General features: G+C 32.8%; 13 protein-coding genes and 1 tRNA gene. 7 read left to right on the plus strand and 7 right to left on the minus strand.

Features of this window, described 5'->3' with window-relative positions:
- Positions 1-226 precede the first annotated feature (226 nt).
- Genes KJ849_01955 through KJ849_01965 form a run of 3 tightly spaced genes read left to right on the plus strand, consistent with a single transcriptional unit; the run spans position 227 to position 4,084 of the window.
- A complete protein-coding gene (locus KJ849_01955; GenBank protein ID MBU2599325.1) occupies positions 227-595 on the plus strand; it encodes a hypothetical protein in 369 nt (122 codons plus the stop codon).
- Between the two features lie 6 nt (positions 596-601).
- Positions 602-1,297 carry a hypothetical protein gene (locus tag KJ849_01960; protein MBU2599326.1) on the plus strand — a complete coding sequence of 232 codons (696 nt, stop codon included), beginning with the start codon at positions 602-604 and terminating at the stop codon, positions 1,295-1,297.
- Positions 1,298-1,303: 6 nt separating this feature from the next.
- Positions 1,304-4,084 (plus strand): BamA/TamA family outer membrane protein, encoded by a 2,781-nt coding sequence (locus tag KJ849_01965; GenBank protein ID MBU2599327.1) that lies wholly within the window; start codon positions 1,304-1,306, stop codon positions 4,082-4,084.
- Between the two features lie 210 nt (positions 4,085-4,294).
- On the opposite strand, the gene KJ849_01970 is transcribed toward KJ849_01965, so the two are convergent.
- The 5 genes from KJ849_01970 to KJ849_01990 all read right to left on the minus strand — a co-directional run bounded on the left by KJ849_01970 (position 4,295) and on the right by KJ849_01990 (position 10,726).
- Positions 4,295-5,263, minus strand: a complete 969-nt coding sequence (locus KJ849_01970; protein ID MBU2599328.1) for a polyprenyl synthetase family protein — start codon at positions 5,261-5,263, stop codon at positions 4,295-4,297.
- A complete protein-coding gene (locus KJ849_01975; GenBank protein MBU2599329.1) occupies positions 5,241-6,440 on the minus strand; it encodes a radical SAM protein in 1,200 nt (399 codons plus the stop codon). The genes KJ849_01970 and KJ849_01975 overlap by 23 nt, the downstream gene beginning before the upstream one ends.
- 100 nt (positions 6,441-6,540) lie before the next feature.
- Positions 6,541-6,942 (minus strand): DUF3786 domain-containing protein, encoded by a 402-nt coding sequence (locus tag KJ849_01980; protein ID MBU2599330.1) that lies wholly within the window; start codon positions 6,940-6,942, stop codon positions 6,541-6,543.
- 120 nt (positions 6,943-7,062) lie between these two features.
- Entirely contained in the window at positions 7,063-8,061 is a 999-nt protein-coding gene (locus KJ849_01985) for a 7-cyano-7-deazaguanine synthase (protein MBU2599331.1), read from the minus strand.
- Between the two features lie 205 nt (positions 8,062-8,266).
- Positions 8,267-10,726: a sodium-translocating pyrophosphatase gene (locus KJ849_01990; GenBank protein ID MBU2599332.1), complete on the minus strand. Its 2,460-nt coding sequence runs from the start codon at positions 10,724-10,726 to the stop codon at positions 8,267-8,269.
- 284 nt (positions 10,727-11,010) lie between these two features.
- Between KJ849_01990 and KJ849_01995 the strand changes: the two genes are divergently transcribed.
- The 4 genes from KJ849_01995 to KJ849_02010 all read left to right on the plus strand — a co-directional run bounded on the left by KJ849_01995 (position 11,011) and on the right by KJ849_02010 (position 13,452).
- Positions 11,011-11,520 (plus strand): nitroreductase, encoded by a 510-nt coding sequence (locus KJ849_01995; GenBank protein MBU2599333.1) that lies wholly within the window; start codon positions 11,011-11,013, stop codon positions 11,518-11,520.
- Positions 11,521-11,522: 2 nt separating this feature from the next.
- On the plus strand, positions 11,523-11,816 hold the full coding sequence (locus KJ849_02000; GenBank protein MBU2599334.1) for an acylphosphatase: 294 nt from the start codon (positions 11,523-11,525) through the stop codon (positions 11,814-11,816).
- A 5-nt stretch (positions 11,817-11,821) separates the two neighbouring features.
- Entirely contained in the window at positions 11,822-13,315 is a 1,494-nt protein-coding gene (locus tag KJ849_02005; protein ID MBU2599335.1) for a radical SAM protein, read from the plus strand.
- Positions 13,316-13,376: 61 nt separating this feature from the next.
- Positions 13,377-13,452, plus strand: a tRNA-Val gene (locus tag KJ849_02010).
- 189 nt (positions 13,453-13,641) lie between these two features.
- Here KJ849_02010 and KJ849_02015 read toward each other — a convergent pair.
- Positions 13,642-15,624: a methyltransferase domain-containing protein gene (locus tag KJ849_02015; protein MBU2599336.1), complete on the minus strand. Its 1,983-nt coding sequence runs from the start codon at positions 15,622-15,624 to the stop codon at positions 13,642-13,644.
- A complete protein-coding gene (locus KJ849_02020) occupies positions 15,621-15,785 on the minus strand; it encodes a hypothetical protein (protein ID MBU2599337.1) in 165 nt (54 codons plus the stop codon). The genes KJ849_02015 and KJ849_02020 overlap by 4 nt, the downstream gene beginning before the upstream one ends.
- Positions 15,786-16,207 lie beyond the last annotated feature (422 nt).

A 16,207-nucleotide genomic window follows, 5' to 3' on the forward strand; every position in this document is an offset into this window, starting at 1 on the left:
TAAGAAAGGTGCATATTCTTCCATTGGATCACCCTTGGAGGAAGTTTAAAATAAACCCATATAAAAGATCATTTTTATCTAATACAAAATAGGACATTTCTATTTAACGGAAAACAGGACATTTTCATTTTGCTGTTACAGGCTGGCTTATTTTCCTTGACAGTTAAGGATCTTGAATTTATACTTTAAAATATTAAAATTAGAAAGATTTTAAGGAATGCAAGGAATGCGTAGATATTTATTAATATTTATAACTTTATCCTTTCTTCATTCTTTTTATGGATGTGCTCTTTTTTCATTTTCTCTTCGTAGTCAAAAGTTAAACCACTTAGAAAATAACTATGCTTTAAAGTGTATTAATTTAAACTTGTGGCATGAAGCTAAATACCATTTAGAAAGAGCTTATCAATTAAATCCCAACTCTTCGGCCGTAAATAATAATTTAGCGGTGACTTATGAATACTTTAATGAAATTGATAAAGCCAAGTTGTACTATCAGAATGCTATAAAGCTCTCTCCTCACAAGAGTTATAAAGAAAACTTAAACTTATTTCTTAAAGAAAATAAGTCTTTAGATTCCTTGCCTTCCCAATAGAACTCCATGAATATGTTACAAATATTACAAAAATCTTTAATTATTGCCATAATATTTATCTTTATCGCCTCCTGTAGTTCAGTAAAAACCATAATTATTAAAAGAGCTACTCCTCCCTTATTAAATATTGATCATTTTAAGAAGATAGCGATAATACCTTTAACTAATCAAGAATATCAAGAATCTGCTCAAAAAATTACTTCTCTAATAAGAAATATCTTCTTTGAAGTTAATAAATTTTATACTTTATCAGAAGTGGAAACCAATAAGATATGTTCTCCTCAAGAAGTAAAGCTTATTAATTGGGAAGAACCAAAAGTGGTAGCTGATTTATGCAAAAAGCACAATATTGACGCCGTGTTCTTAGTAAAAGTTAATAAATGCAAAGAAGATGACTTTATTAGCACCAATATTGATAGTTACTATTCCAAGACAGAAAATAGATATATTACTTATACCGTGGATGAAAAAAATTATACTATTTCTTTAGATGTGGTTTTTAGGCTATATGAAGGGAAAGATGGTCAGATAATATGGGAAGAAAGAGAAGATACCAACATATCTCAAATTTTTCCTTCTCTTAAAAAAATGGAAGAGAATAATCAACTGCTTTATTCTTTAGTTAAAAAACATACTCAAAGTCTTATCTCTAAAATATCTCCTAAGGAAAAAATGATTAAAAGAAAGGTAGTCTTTGAATAAATACTTATGAGAAGATTAACTATATTTTTAGTTTTCTTTTTTATCTGCCTGCCTAATCTTTTAAAGGCTCAAGAATTTGGAAAAAATAAGGTAGTCTATGACCATTTTACCTGGCAAATTATGAAGACAGAGCATTTTGATATCTATTTTAATCCTGAAATTTATAATTTAGCCAAAAAGGCTTCTCTTATGGCGGAAGAAGCTTATCAGAAGATCAGCGAAGACCTCTCTTGTCATGTGGAAAAAAAAATTCCTTTTGTCTTATTTAAATCCCATTATGATTTTGAACAGACAAATATTATCTTAGAGCTTATTGACAAAAATGTAGGTGGATTTTCTGAAGTCTTTAAATCGCGCCTGGTCGTTCCTTTTGAAGGTTCATACAAGCAACTTGAGACAGTAATTACTCATGAACTTACTCATATCTTTACTTTTAATATCTTATATAAAGATGCTTTAAAATCTATCTTTACTAACCAGTTTCTCTATAATCCTCCTCTTTGGTTTATGGAAGGCTTAGCTGAGTATGAAACAGGAGACTTAGACTGTAAAGGAGAAATGGTTTTAGCTGATGCGGTAATTAATAATTACCTTATTCCTTTGAGTAACTTGAATGATCTTAGTGGATTTTCTCAATCTAACACTTACTTAGCTTATAAAGAAAGCCATTCTTTTTTGAACTTTGTGGCCTCTAATTATGGAAAAGAAAAGTTAGCTTATTTAACCAAAAGACTGGCTGTAGATAAAAATATAGAAGAATTATTTCAAAAAATCATAGGAGAAGACCTTCTTAAAGTAGAAAATAAGTGGAGGATATCTCTTCAGCAAAGATACTTTCCTCAAGTAAAAGTTAGAAAAGATCCATCTTCGATAAGTAGAAAGATATTAAATGATAAGGAATATGCTCTTCTGCCTATTTATTCTCCAGGAGGGGAGATGCTTCTTTTCTTGGCTAATCACAAAAGCTACTTAGATATTTTTTTAGCCCGAGAAGAAGATGGTAAGATTATAAAAAATTTAACTTCTCCTTTGAGATTTAAACATTTTGAAGATTTAAATACTCAAGGAAGGTTCTTATCTTGGTCTGGCAATTATATTGCTTTTATTGCTAAAGATAAAGGGCGTGATCATATCTATCTTTGGGATATCTTGGGAGATAAGATTGCTCATAAACTAAGCTTTAAAAAGTTTAATACCATTACTTCGTTAGATCTTTCCCATGATGAAAAAAGGGTAGTCTTTTCTGTTCAAGAAGAAGAGCACTCAGCTATTTATATCTACCATATTTCTGAAAAAATACTCAGAAAGGTAACTTCTTACGCTTTAGATAAGGAGCCGGTGTTTTCTCCTGATGATAAATACCTTGCTTTTGAGCGAGAAGAAAATAATTCTAAGAATATTTACCTCTATTCTTTAGAAGAACATAAACTGGAAAAGGTAATTTCTAATAAGGCCGATAACATTAATCCTTCTTGGAAAGATATGGAGAATATATATTTTGTGAGCAATTATGAGGGTAGATTTAATCTTTTTCTTTACAGCTTAAAAGATAATAAATGTTTTCAAGTTACCAACGAATATGGAGGTATTTTTTGGCCGACTGCTTCGCCAGATAAGAGTAAGGTTGCTTTTACTTCTTACTTTAATGGAGATTATAATATCTTTGTCTTAAGAGATGAAGAAATAAGACTTAAAGAATGTAATTTTGACCTTAATCACCATGTAGTTCCTAAGCTTACCTCACAGGTTAAAGAAACTGCTTTAGAAGTTTCTAACTATAAAGTTAAGATGGCCTTAGATTGGGCCCAAGGAAGTTTTGCTTATTCTACCTTATCTGGTCTTTCTGCTACTACGCAAGTAGCCGCAAGTGATATTTTAGGTAATCACCGTTTTATTCTAACTACAGATTATTTAGCTTCTATTGGTAGCTTTAAGGACTTTAATTTTTATTTAACCTATTTATATCTTACTAGAAAACCTCAAATAGGAGTGGGGTTATTTAATTGGGGTAATTATTTTTACTATCAAGAAGATAAGATTATGGATAGAGATTCTGGAGGATTGTTCTTTTTAAGGCATCCTTTGAGTAAATACTGTCGCTTAGATAGTGGATTTCTTTTTGAGCAAAAGACAAGGAAGTATATCGAGACAATAAAAGAGACGGAGATCAAAAAGGCTAATTCTGTCTTTTTAGCCTATACCGTCGATACCAGTAGTTGGAACTATAAAGGACCTGTTAATGGCCAGAGATCTCTTCTTGCTATTGAAAAGTTTTTTAAGATTTCTAAAGATGATTTAAAGTACACAAATTATAGATTAGACTTAAGAAGATACTTCCAGATAAGCCAGGAGTCTTCCTTGGCTCTTCGTCTCTTATGTCTTCACAGCGAAGGCAGCCATCCTGAGGATTTTTTCCTGGGGGGAAGCAATACTTTAAGGGGTTATGATTATGATGAATTTAGAGGTAATAAAGTAGTTTTGCTTAATACAGAAATTCGCTTTCCTTTTATCAAATTGATCTATCTTTCTTTTCCTGTTCCGATAGCGATTAAGAATATTGGAGCTAATTTATTTGTAGATTTGGGTTCGGCCTGGCTTAAAGGCGAAAACCCTCGATTATGGATTGCTTCAAAAAAGAAGATCGGAGATAATTTCCATATGAGTACAGGAATTGGCATTAGAACTACTTTGGGACTTTTTCCTTTGCGATTTGACTATGCTTGGCAGACCAATTTAAGAACGTCGAGTAAACCAAATTTAGAAATTAGCATTGGGTATGACTACTAATCAAAGAGTTTCGATAGCCTGCTCAACGAAATTTATCTTAAACTTGAAAAAAAATAAGTAGAAAACGGCGACTATGAAAAAAGAGAATAAAAATTTATTCATTATTTTTGGGACTATGTTCTTAAAAACAAAGAGATATACCTGAATATTTCTTTTTCCATTCTTGCTCAATAGCTGTAGCTCCAGTTAAATTTATTTTGCTAATGACCATTAATGCCTTCTTTTCAAAACATAATTAGCTATCACAGAAAGAAAGATTTTAACTTTAGAGTCTTCTATATTGTCTAAGTTCTTTTTAGCTTTTTTGATATACTTTTTTCCTACTTCTAAAGCTTCTTCTAAATAACTACCTTCTTTTAATAACCTCATTAACTCTTTTTTATCGTAATTAAAAATGTCGTCTATCTCTTGATCCTTATTTAATAAGTAAATAACAGGCAAGGTTAATCTTCCTTTACTCAAATCATTTCCAGCATTTTTCCCTAGCTCTTTTTCACTAGAGATTAAATCTAAGCAATCATCTACAATTTGAAAAGCTATGCCAATATTTAACCCATAATTTTCCATGGCTTTTATTTCAATTTCACTACTCTTTCCTAATAATGCTCCAGATTTACAACAAGCTGATATTAAAGAGGCTGTTTTATCTTCAATAATTTTTAAATATTCATCTTTCCTTAACTTTTTGTCATACTGCCTCTGTTGCTCTCTTATTTCTCCTTGGCAAACTTTACTTACGGCTTGCGAGATACTACTTAGTATTTCTTGGTCAAAATTATTAACTAAGAGCAAAAAACTTTTGCTGAGTAAATAATCTCCAAAAATTACAGAAATTCTATTTCCCCATTCATGGTTTAAAGTATACTTGAATCTCCGCTTACAAGCTTCATCTATCACATCATCATGGATAAGGGTAGCGGTATGGATAAGCTCCATTACAGCAGCCAGAATTATATCTTTTTCCGTGTTCTTTTTATCATTCAAAGAAGCAGAAATTAAGACTAGCAAAGGACGTAATCTCTTGCCCGAAAGAGTTGGTAAATATTTAATCATCTTATTTACATCTTTATCTTCACTCTTTAAGCAATCTCTTATTATCCCATCAACCTTGGATAGTTCTTCCTTAAACTCCTTATAAACATCTAAGATTGTAAGATTAAAATAGTCGGTAGTTTTCATTTATGCTTTTACTCCATCTTTTATAATCACTTAATTTCCAACATTTCTCTCCATCTTCATTTCCCTGGGAAAGTTCTCTTAAGCCACATTTAGCTTCTTGGCAATTTAAACAATTACCCAAACAATCAGCTATTGGTTCAAAATACTTTCCTCTTTTAATATAAATAGGAATATTAATGCCTTCGCAATTTTCACTACTCATAAATTCTTGATTTAAACCTCTGATCTTATCTTTAACCATTTCAAATTCCATACATAGGGCAAAAGATATATTATTTTTATCGCAAGTCTCCCTTAAAAAACTAAATATCCTTTTTCGATAATTAATATCAGCATGTAAACAATTCTTAATTGACTCTTGGTACAACTTTTTATATTCGTAAAATATACTTATCCCAAAATTTTTAATATAATTTAAAGTTTCTTGATACATTATCTTTGATATATCCAAACAACTAGCTATAATATGAGAAGCCCCTTCATCCCTTACTCTTTTTATCAAATCTCTTAATTCTTCTTTTTGATCATTTAAAAAAGGTAAAATAGGATCAATTCTACAGACTGCATAAATACCACTCTTGGCTAAAGATCTTATATTGCCAAGAAGCTGTTCAGTGGTAGCTCCTTTCTTCATTAATCTTTTTCTCAAGCCTTCCTTTAAGGTTAAGATAGAAACTTGACCAAAAGAATGTCTTTGTTGTTTTAAAAGCTCCAAAACTTCTTTACTAATTACTTCTTTGGTAATAAATTCAATAGGAATATTTCTTTTTATAAATTCCTTAATAATTCTTTCAGTGATTTGATATTTATTATTTAATTCTGAAAATAATTCACTTACTGGAGAAAGATAGCCACAACTGGCTATCTTTATTTCATCTAACTGAGAAGCTACTCTACGATCAAAATCTTTAAAGACAGTGACTACTTTTTCTTCTTGGCATAACTTAAAATATCCAAAGTCATAACCTTTGGTGTAACAAAAAAAACAATCTACACTGCAACCGTGATAAGGATTTAAGAGCAATCTTTCAGAGGTGCATTCTCTATGCTTACTTAACCAACCATGAAGTTCTTTATTGGTCTCCACTAAAATATGGGCATAAGGCTCCTCTATCACTTCATATTCTTTGATTGCCCTTCCTATATTTACAGATACTTTTCTACTGGATAGATGCATAGCTTCTTTGCCTTGAAGATTTAGATAAACAGGGGATTACAAACTATAAACTATAGTCTTTCTTAATTTTTCTGAATTTGACTGACCACCGAACGTTTACTTATACTTTATTACAAATATCGGGAAGTTTTTTAGAATAACTTGTTTCTTTAATATATCTTAGGATGTGATTAACGCAGGCTATGGTTAGGGAGGCCAAATCTTCACCTTGTAACTTCTTAACTTTATTTCCTGAAAAGAGCACCTTAAATTCACTAAGAAAATCTTCATCGGTTTTCATATAAACAAAGTAAAGATTGACATTTGGAAAGATTTCTTTGCTGATTACCCAATCTTCTCCTAAGTTTAATTTTTCGACTTTTCCTCCAATATAATTAGCTAAATCTTGAAGATCGTTGATATATTCAAGGGCTTCTTTTCTTTTTTCTAATTCTCTGTTTGTATATTCATGATGAGGACTTATTAGTCCTTCTATCTGTTTAATAGTTATTAACTCTTTCATAGCTTATTATTTCCTTCTAATTTAATAGTTATTAACTCTTTTAGAGCTTAATATTTCCTTAAATAAACTTATCTCTTATCCTTTTAAGCAATAATTGCTTTGTTAGTTATCAATCTTTTCCTATATTCTCATATTTTCCAACTGACTCTCTTCTATGGCTATCTCTTTTCTTAAAGATTCATCTCTATCTATCTGACAAAGAACAGTTACTGGTATTTCTTTGGGAGCATCGCTATAACGAACAGTTATTTTGGAGGCAAGTTGAATTACCTCCTCATTTAATCTGCCTTGAATAATTACCACGGGAGTAGTATAATCTGTAACTTTAAGAATACTATCTTCTTTTTTAGCAAGTTTTAACAATTGCTCATTTTCATCTTTATTACGACCTACAATTACTTTAGTCAGATTAGAAACTCGAAAATGACGGCCAATTTTAAGTAGTTTGATGTCACGCCATAATGGATTTTTTAAATGATTAAGCAAATCTCGCAGTTTTTTAGCAAATATAGGATCGGTAAGAAGACAACCCCCGGCTGGACAAAGATAATCGTTGATTTTGTAATGAAGAGCCAGTTTTATTTGTGGTCTTCGTGATCGACCCCTAATATTTAATAGTTTGTCCCTGTTGATAATGCCTATCTTTTCTGGAAGGGTAGGGTTCAGAACTTGAGCTGATAGTGGTCGCAAGATAAGCCCTTCTAAGCCTGCTTCTTTTTCAATAAGTTCCATAGCTTTCCGGTGTTGAGACATAGGTCTTTGTCCTAATACTTCGCCGGTAATCATAAAAGAAGCTTTGATCTCTTCCATATAACTTTTGGCTTTTTTAAACATTAAGATCCGACAGTCGATACAGGGGTTCATATTTTTGCCATAACCGTATTTAGGACTTTTGACCATCTCTAAGTATTCCTTACCAAGCCCAATTACCTTTAACTTAACGTCAAGTTTTTCCGCTACTTTTTTCGATTCAAGTTGACAACTATTTTTACGATTACATTGACAGAAAGGGCTAGTAAAATTTAAGGCCACTATTTCTATTCCTTGGTCCAACAAGAGCCTGATGGTTAAAGTTGAATCAAGTCCGCCCGATAATAAAGCTATTGCTTTTTTGTCCATAATTTTTATAAATAATTTAAATAATTCAGCAATTCTCTCAAATTAAATTCAAAAGACTTAATCTTCATCAGATGCTTAGTATTTCCAAATTCTTTTTAGAAATTATACAAAAGAAATTACACAAAAGCCACAGCTTTTAACCTGTGGCTTTTATATTTTCTCAATTATTTTTTAAATTTGTCTTATCAAGAGACCAGCTGTATTCTTAAAAATATTTCTTGGGAATTCTCATGGCATAAAAAGAACGATAGACAAAGATTAAAGCAATTAATAGAAAAACTATGCCTACATAAGGAGCATTAGCTCTAAATTCCTCAGAAATAGCAATCTCCATGGCCAGAAGACCAAACAAGGTAGTAAATTTAATAATGGGATTCATAGCTACTGAAGAAGTATCTTTAAACGGATCACCTACTGTATCTCCTATTACTGTAGCATCATGGAGAGGAGTTCCTTTTTGCTTTAATTCTACTTCTACTATTTTCTTGGCATTATCCCAACATCCTCCAGCATTGGCCATAAATATTGCTTGAAATAAACCAAAGACAGCAATAGCAATAAGGTAGCTAATAAAGAAGGCGGTAGGGGCACTTAAACTTGCAAGCTCCTTAGGGTCTGTTATTCCAACTAAGTTACCTGGTGCAGAAAAGAAAGCAAAGGCTAAAGCAAAGGAGAATACGACAATGAAGATATTAAACATGCCTTTTTGAGCATACTGGGTGCAAATCTTTACTACTTCTCTTGAATTTTCAGCGGAAGCTTTCTTCTCAGTAGTATCTAATTTGATGTGCTTCTTAATAAATTCTACAGTTCTATAAGCACCTGTGGTTACCGCTTGGATAGAAGCTCCTGTAAACCAAAAGATTACTGCGCCTCCACAAATAAAACCTAAAAGAGTATATGGATTTAAAAGATTTAAAACAGCTTCTGGTTCAATGCCAAGTGTTTTTTTAAGCACCAGAATAAGCGAGAAGATCATGGTAGTAGCTCCTACTACTGCTGTTCCAATTAATACTGGCTTAGCAGTGGCTTTAAAGGTATTTCCAGCACTATCATTTGATTCTAAATAATGTTTTGCCTTACTAACATTAGGCTTAAAACCAAAATCTCTTTCAATTTCTTTAGTTATGTTAGGTATGGATTCAATAAGTGATAATTCATAAATTGATTGAGCATTATCGGTCACCGGTCCATAGCTGTCTACCGCAATGGTTACTGGTCCCATGCCTAAAAATCCAAAAGCCACCAAGCCAAAAGCAAAGATTGAAGAATACATCATCAACTCAGGGGGGATATATAAGCTTGAAGCATAAGAAATCGCCATGAGCGATACCACCACCATTCCAATCCAAAAAGCACTAAAGTTTCCGGCCACAAGACCAGAAAGGATTGTCAAGGACGGCCCACCTTCACTTGAAGCTGTAACTACTTCATTAGTATGTTTGGACTTGGAGCTAGTGAAGATCTTTGTAAATTCAGGAATAAGAGCGGCCCCTAAAGTTCCACAGCTAATAATGATAGAAAGAATTAGCCAGAGATTAGCAAGGTTACCAGGAAGTGAAGATAACTGCCAGTAACTAACGCCAAAAGTCATCAAGATAGAAAGAATTGAGGTAATCCAAATTAAACTTGTTAAAGGTTTTTCATAATCAAACTCATCTTTATGAGCATAGGCTAAATTACTAACTGCTTTATTAATCCAGTAAGCGACAAGAGAAGTAGCGATCATTAAGATACGCATCAGGAATATCCAGGTTAAGAGTTGAATTTGATATGCTTCGTTAGAGACAGCCAGAACGATAAAAGAAATAAGAGCTACACCTGTTACTCCGTAAGTTTCAAAACCATCGGCGGTAGGACCAACGCTATCACCGGCATTATCACCGGTGCAATCAGCAATTACGCCAGGATTACGAGGATCATCTTCTTTAATCTTAAAGACAATCTTCATTAAATCAGAACCAATATCAGCAATTTTAGTAAAGATTCCTCCGGCAACACGAAGTGCACTTGCTCCCAAGGATTCACCAATGGCAAAACCAATAAAACAAGCACCAGCTAATTCCCGACGGACAAAAAGGAGAATAATAAGCATCATAATTAATTCTACACTTACTAATAAGACTCCAATACTCATTCCTGCTCGTAAAGGAATGTTTGAAAGGTTAATAGGTTTTCCTTCTAAGGCAGCAAAAGCAGTCCTACTATTAGCTAAGGTGTTTATCCGTATGCCAAACCAAGCTACACCATAAGAACCTAAAATTCCAACTACAGACCAGGCTAAAATAGTTAAGACACCACTTACTTCCATATGTTGCAAGTAGCCAAAATAAAAACCAATACATATAGCAATAAAGACTTCAAGAACGATTAAAAGTTTTCCCTGTTGAATGAGATAAGTTTTACAGGTCTTAAAAATAAGCTCACCAATATCTGTCATCGATTTATGAGCTTTTAAACTTTTTAACTTAAGATACTCAAAAATCCCAAAAATAAATCCTACAATACAAATAACAAACCCCATCAAGAGCAAATTGTAACTTCCCGTAGCCTTTATATCTGGGATTACTAATTCTGCTTCACTTGCTATTAACGGTGAAGTAACTAACATTAAGGCTAACGTTAATAAAATTTTACTCATCTTTTTGTTTACCCCTTGAAACATTCCCTGAAAGATCCTTAACAACTTTTGCCTCCTTTTTATAAAATTTAAGTTTTTAAGTGAGCCTTTCAAGCAAGGCCTAAACTCTTTTAGTAAGATACTAAATTTTTATTTACTTGTCAAATAAATAATTTTCCTTGTAACAGCAAAATGAAAATGTCCTGTTTTCCGTTATGGCAGGTAATTATCAAGAGTGTCTCTTTTAGATCTTCGGGATGAGCCAAATTTTTATTGAGTAAAGTAGTAAAATGTGTTAAAAATTAGCCAATAGTCAAAAGGGGGAGGAAATTTTGTCTTTATTATTAAAACTAATTAAAGATCGTCGAAGCGTAAGAGAGTTTACCGATCAAGAGATAAGCAAAGACTTGATTGAAGAAATCTTAGAAGTAGGAAGATGGGCTCCTTCGGGATTAAATAATCAACCTTGGAAATTCTTAGTAGTTACCAAAAAAGAGGTACTAAATGAAATTTCTAATTATACCAAGTACCAAGAGATAATTAAAGCAGCTAAATTGTTGATAGTAGTCTTTTTAGACAAAGAAGCTTCTTATCACTACCTAAAGGATGTTCAAGCCGTGGGAGCTTGCCTTCAAAATATGTTACTCTTTATTCATGAATTAGGATTAGGAGCATGTTGGTTGGGAGAAATTCTTAATCAAAGTAAAGATTTAAGTAAGTATTTAGGAATTTCTGATCATTTAGAATTAATGGCAATTTTAGCTATCGGATATCCTGTTATTAGAGAAAGAATTTCTACTCGAAAAGAGTTAAAAGATTTAATTATTGGTTGGAAATAAGGATGGAAAAGGTTAGATACCATTTTTTTGTTTCTGGATTAGTCCAAGGGGTATTTTTTCGAGCTGAAACTCGAGCTAAAGCTATTCAACATGGAGTAACAGGATGGGTAAAAAACTTAGCTGACAGTAGAGTAGAAGTAATGGCAGAAGGAGAAAAAGAAGAGGTAGAAAAGTTAGTTGAGTTTTGCCAAGATGGCCCCCCAGGAGCGAAAGTAATTAGAGTAGAACTAAAAGAAGAAAAACACTTAGGTAAATTTGATAAATTTGTGATTAAGTATTCGTCATATCATCCTTAGATTTTATGGAAATAGTCTTATTAGAACCACCAAAACTACTTTCCCAATATAAATTTCAAGAAGTAACTAATGCTCCACTTTCTGCTTGCCTTATTACTCCGTATCTCTCTTCTCTTCTTAAAGATCATGGCTTTAAGGTTAAAATTGTTGACGCTCGTGATAAGTCCATAGAAGAAGCCATTATCTTAATCCAAGATGAATCACCAGCTCTTTTAGGAGTTCATTTAGTTTATCAATGGGAAGAGACGGCGGAGATTTTTAAGATGTTAAAAGAGATAAAGAACAAGTTTTCACCTTTTATTAATCTCTATGGCTTTTACCCAACTTTTGCTTACCAGGAATTATTAATTGAAAATCCCTTTAGTATCTACCTCGATACTATTACCATAGGAGAACCTGAACATACTTTTTTAGAATTAGCCAAGCTGGTAATTTACAAAAAACCATTAGGAGAGCTTTTTAAAATTAAAGGCTTAGCTTTTGTAAAAGACCAAAAAGTAGTAAGAAACCATGATCGGCCTCTTATTATGGACTTAGATAGCCTTCCTTTTCCCGATAGAACAAGTTTAAAGGATAATTCTATTAAGTATATCTTAGGAAGTAGAGGATGTTATCATCAATGTAGTTTTTGTTATATAAGTTCATTTTACAAAGGAAGCCTTTGGAGACCAAGAAGTGTAAAAAACATAATTAGTGAAATTTCTAAATTAGTAGCTCAAGGAAATAATTACTTTTATTTTGCTGATGCTAATTTTTTTGGAAAGGATTTAAAAGAAAAAAAACAACGAGGATTAAAGCTGGCTTTCCTGCTCAAGAAATTAAGAAAAGAGATTAAATTTGGTTTAGAATGTCGAACCAGTGATGTCCACCAAGAAGTATTTAAAGCACTTAAAGAAGCAGGCTTAAGAGAGGTTTTTTTAGGGGTAGAAAATGCTTCTTTAAGTACTTTAAATAGATTTAATAAACAAGATAGTAATGGTCAAAACAAAAAAGCTCTTAAGATCATCCAAGATTTAGGGATAAATTTGTTTTTAGGGTTTATTATGTTTGATCTGGAGACCACGACCAGTGATTTAAAGAAAAATTTATCTTTTCTTCAGGAATTAAATCTTTTAAAGAAACCTTCCGTTACGGCGCACCTTTTATCTCATCGGGAAAGTGTCTTTCAGGGAACCCTATCTTACCAAAGATTACTGGCTAAAAATCTCTTAAGGTTCTCCAAATTCTCAAGATACGAAGGATTTTACACCTTTTCTGATTACCGCATAGGTATTATTTATCAAGTAGTGGAAAGATTTTGCTTGACCGTATTAAATGCCTTAAAAGGAGAAGACTTGAATTGTTCCTTAGAAACTACCCAAGAGCACAAATTTAAGGAGATCAATGATTTATTGGTTCTTAGCTTTCAAGAGACCATCTCTTATTTTGAAGATGATAAAAATTGCTTTAAAGAAAAAGTTTCGGAATTCCAAGAAAAGATTTTAGCTATGTTTTCTTGAGCCTAAATAGCTTGAGACTTGACAAAAGACGGAAGTTATCTTATGATAAGGTTCATAGGAGGGGTGGATAGCTCAGTTGGTAGAGCACCTGTGTCACATACAGGGGGTCGCAGGTTCAAGTCCTGTTCCGCCCACCAAGATTAAACTTTCCGATTTTTTGCCGACCGATTCAGCCGCTCTTCGCGCCATCAGTTCCGTTATAAAAGTTTATCCAAGCACAAATTGCACAAATTCAGCGGTCAAAGCAGTCAATAAATAAAAATAACTAAAAGCTTCTGGCTGAATGCTACAAGCTTTTGTCCAAATATCCATGAATAAGACAAGCTTTATACAGTAACAAGTACCTTCTTACCTATAGACTCCTCTTCTCTTTTTTTATCTAAAATTATTGGAATTTCTAATCGTTGTTCAGTAGTTGTTAAGATAGCTTCTATCATTTCAGAATAAGACATTTCAGTAGCCTTGGCCATCTTAGCCAAGTGTCCATCCCAACACCAACCTGGATTAGGATTTACTTCAAGAAGTTTAGGAACTCCATCAGTATCCAATCTCCAATCAAATCGACAGTAATCCCGGCATTCTAACCTCTCGTACAACTTTAAGCAGCATTCAATAATCACTCTCTTGGTATTCTTGGGCAGAACAGCAGGAATAGACTTTATATTCCAATAAGGTGAGTTAGAAAGCCACTTAGCTTCGTATCCACATATTTTAGGAAGCTCTGAGGGAAGCGCAGAATAATCCTCTTCCATAATGGGCAAGATGTTATAAGAATCAGGAGGATTTCCTATTATTCCCACGGTGAGATCTTTGCCCATAAGAAGCTCTTCCACCAGGATAGGTTTATCATAGCCAAATTTTTCCCTGATTTCTGAAATAGCATTAACTAATCCTTCGATATTATAAGCCACACTCTTTTGAGTTATTCCAAAACTCGAATCGCCAAAGTTAGGTTTTACAATAATAGGAAAGCCAAAAGGAAGACTAAAGATGGTATCTTCTTGTTTGATAAAGAATGCCTTAGGAACAGTAATCTCCATCTCCTTGGCAATTCCTCGCACAAGGGATTTGTCATAACAGTAAGCCAGAGATTGAGGTCCCGAACCAGTATAAGGAATACCTATTATTTCTAACATTGCCGGAAGATGAAGTTCTCTTCTGGGATCGTTATTATATCCCTCATCACATAAATTAAAGATAAAATCAACTTTCCCTTTCATCTTCATCAAATCTGAAGGTAAAGTATCATGATTATTTAGGTAAACAAAATGGTAATTTTTTAGTAACTTCAAGGCTGACTTTAACTGGTCTATAGTATAAAAATCATTGTCGTCAAAGACAGAATAAGGTTTTAAAGGATCTGGTTTATTTGGATCTCCTAAAATTACAGCGATATTCTTTATTACTTCTTTTGGCACTTTTTTAATAGCTGACCATTCTTTTCTTATTATAGCCGTAACTACTAAACATCTCTCCATCATCCCTAAATCTTGATTTCGCTTAGAATTAGGAGAAAATTCACCATGAAAAGTTACATCTGTAAAACCAGTTTCTTTTAAAAGTTGCATTAAACTTTCCTTAGAATAAAGCCTTTCGGCGTAAAATTGGTCAGCAATGACCCCTTTTTCTGCATGGGTAATAACTTCCCTTGAAATCAAACGTTGTTTATCCTTAGAAAAAGACCGCTCTCGACAAACAAAATACTTTTCATCTATCCACTCCCACGAACGAGGCTGAAAATTTTCAACTAAATACTCACCATCAGCTACATTAATTAAAAGCTTGCCCCAAGGTTTTAACACTCTAAATATTTCTTTTAGTACTCTCAAATCATCATGCATCGTCTCGAAATAACCAAAACTATTACCTAAAATCATCACAACATCAAAAGTATCAGGTAAATATGGGAGCTTCCTCGCATCGCCTTCCTTAAATTTTACATTTAAGAGTTCTTTTTTAGCCAATGACCGAGCTCTGTGGATCAGATAATGAGACCGATCTAATCCTTCCACATTCTTAAATCCTTTCCTCGCTAATTCAAGTGAATGCCTTCCCTGGCCACAACATAGATCTAAAATCTTATCTTCTGGCTTAAATCCCAAAATATTTAAGAAAATTTCACTTTCTTGGGAAGTTATCTGCTGGTCATCTATTACATCTGCATCTGTCTTCAAGTAAAGTGAATTAAAGATTCGCTTCCACCAATCTTGATGAACATGTTCTTCAAGATCAAGAATAGGACCAAAACATCTCGTTTCTTTGATTTTCTTTTTATAGGGAAGTTTTTCTTTTGTTAATTTTCCATTCATGATTTAATTCCCTTTCTTTCCTCAAAGAACCTACCGCCACACTTCTCGGATTCAACAGGGTCACTATCACCTAAAACCTCTACCCCAAAACAATCACCCTTCTCCTTATCAATAGGCTTGTAGTGAATGCAATCTTTGCATCTCTTTCCTTCCATCTCCATTACCTCCTCCTACAAAATTAAAGCCATTATCCACCTCTCCTTTTTATCAAAAAAAATAAAAAAGTAAATAAAAAATTTTATAAAAATAAGATTTTTTACAGAAGTGAACAAAACAAAGCCTTGACAAGATCTATAGCACTTACTAATGAAAATTCGACATAGAGCAAATTAACTTGAGGGCAAACAAGTTTATCTTTTGTTGCTCGGTATTATTTCCTATATAAGGTTTTCGTTAATAATTAACTGGGCTTTGGCAAATTTGCAAAATTACTTTAATTTGGAATTCTATGGTACCTTTAATTAAATCAAATATCAAAAATAAAAATGCAAAATGACAAATCAAAATTCAAAAAGGATTTCAAAAAGAGGTTATATAGCTTTACTCTACGACTTATAGAATTCCTCGATAAATTATCGAAGGA

The organism is bacterium (assembly GCA_018830565.1).
Lineage (GTDB): Bacteria > UBA9089 > JAHJRX01 > JAHJRX01 > JAHJRX01 > JAHJRX01.

What these genes read in the sequence shown, in the direction of transcription:
- KJ849_01955 (MBU2599325.1), top strand. Translation starts at nt 227, where the DNA reads ATGCGTAGATATTTATTAATATTTATAACTTTATCCTTTCTTCATTCT.
- KJ849_01960 (MBU2599326.1), top strand. Translation starts at nt 602, where the DNA reads ATGAATATGTTACAAATATTACAAAAATCTTTAATTATTGCCATAATA.
- KJ849_01965 (MBU2599327.1), top strand. Translation starts at nt 1,304, where the DNA reads ATGAGAAGATTAACTATATTTTTAGTTTTCTTTTTTATCTGCCTGCCT.
- KJ849_01970 (MBU2599328.1), bottom strand. Translation starts at nt 5,263, where the DNA reads ATGAAAACTACCGACTATTTTAATCTTACAATCTTAGATGTTTATAAG.
- KJ849_01975 (MBU2599329.1), bottom strand. Translation starts at nt 6,440, where the DNA reads ATGCATCTATCCAGTAGAAAAGTATCTGTAAATATAGGAAGGGCAATC.
- KJ849_01980 (MBU2599330.1), bottom strand. Translation starts at nt 6,942, where the DNA reads ATGAAAGAGTTAATAACTATTAAACAGATAGAAGGACTAATAAGTCCT.
- KJ849_01985 (MBU2599331.1), bottom strand. Translation starts at nt 8,061, where the DNA reads ATGGACAAAAAAGCAATAGCTTTATTATCGGGCGGACTTGATTCAACT.
- KJ849_01990 (MBU2599332.1), bottom strand. Translation starts at nt 10,726, where the DNA reads ATGTTTCAAGGGGTAAACAAAAAGATGAGTAAAATTTTATTAACGTTA.
- KJ849_02000 (MBU2599334.1), top strand. Translation starts at nt 11,523, where the DNA reads ATGGAAAAGGTTAGATACCATTTTTTTGTTTCTGGATTAGTCCAAGGG.
- KJ849_02005 (MBU2599335.1), top strand. Translation starts at nt 11,822, where the DNA reads ATGGAAATAGTCTTATTAGAACCACCAAAACTACTTTCCCAATATAAA.
- KJ849_02015 (MBU2599336.1), bottom strand. Translation starts at nt 15,624, where the DNA reads ATGAATGGAAAATTAACAAAAGAAAAACTTCCCTATAAAAAGAAAATC.
- KJ849_02020 (MBU2599337.1), bottom strand. Translation starts at nt 15,785, where the DNA reads ATGGAGATGGAAGGAAAGAGATGCAAAGATTGCATTCACTACAAGCCT.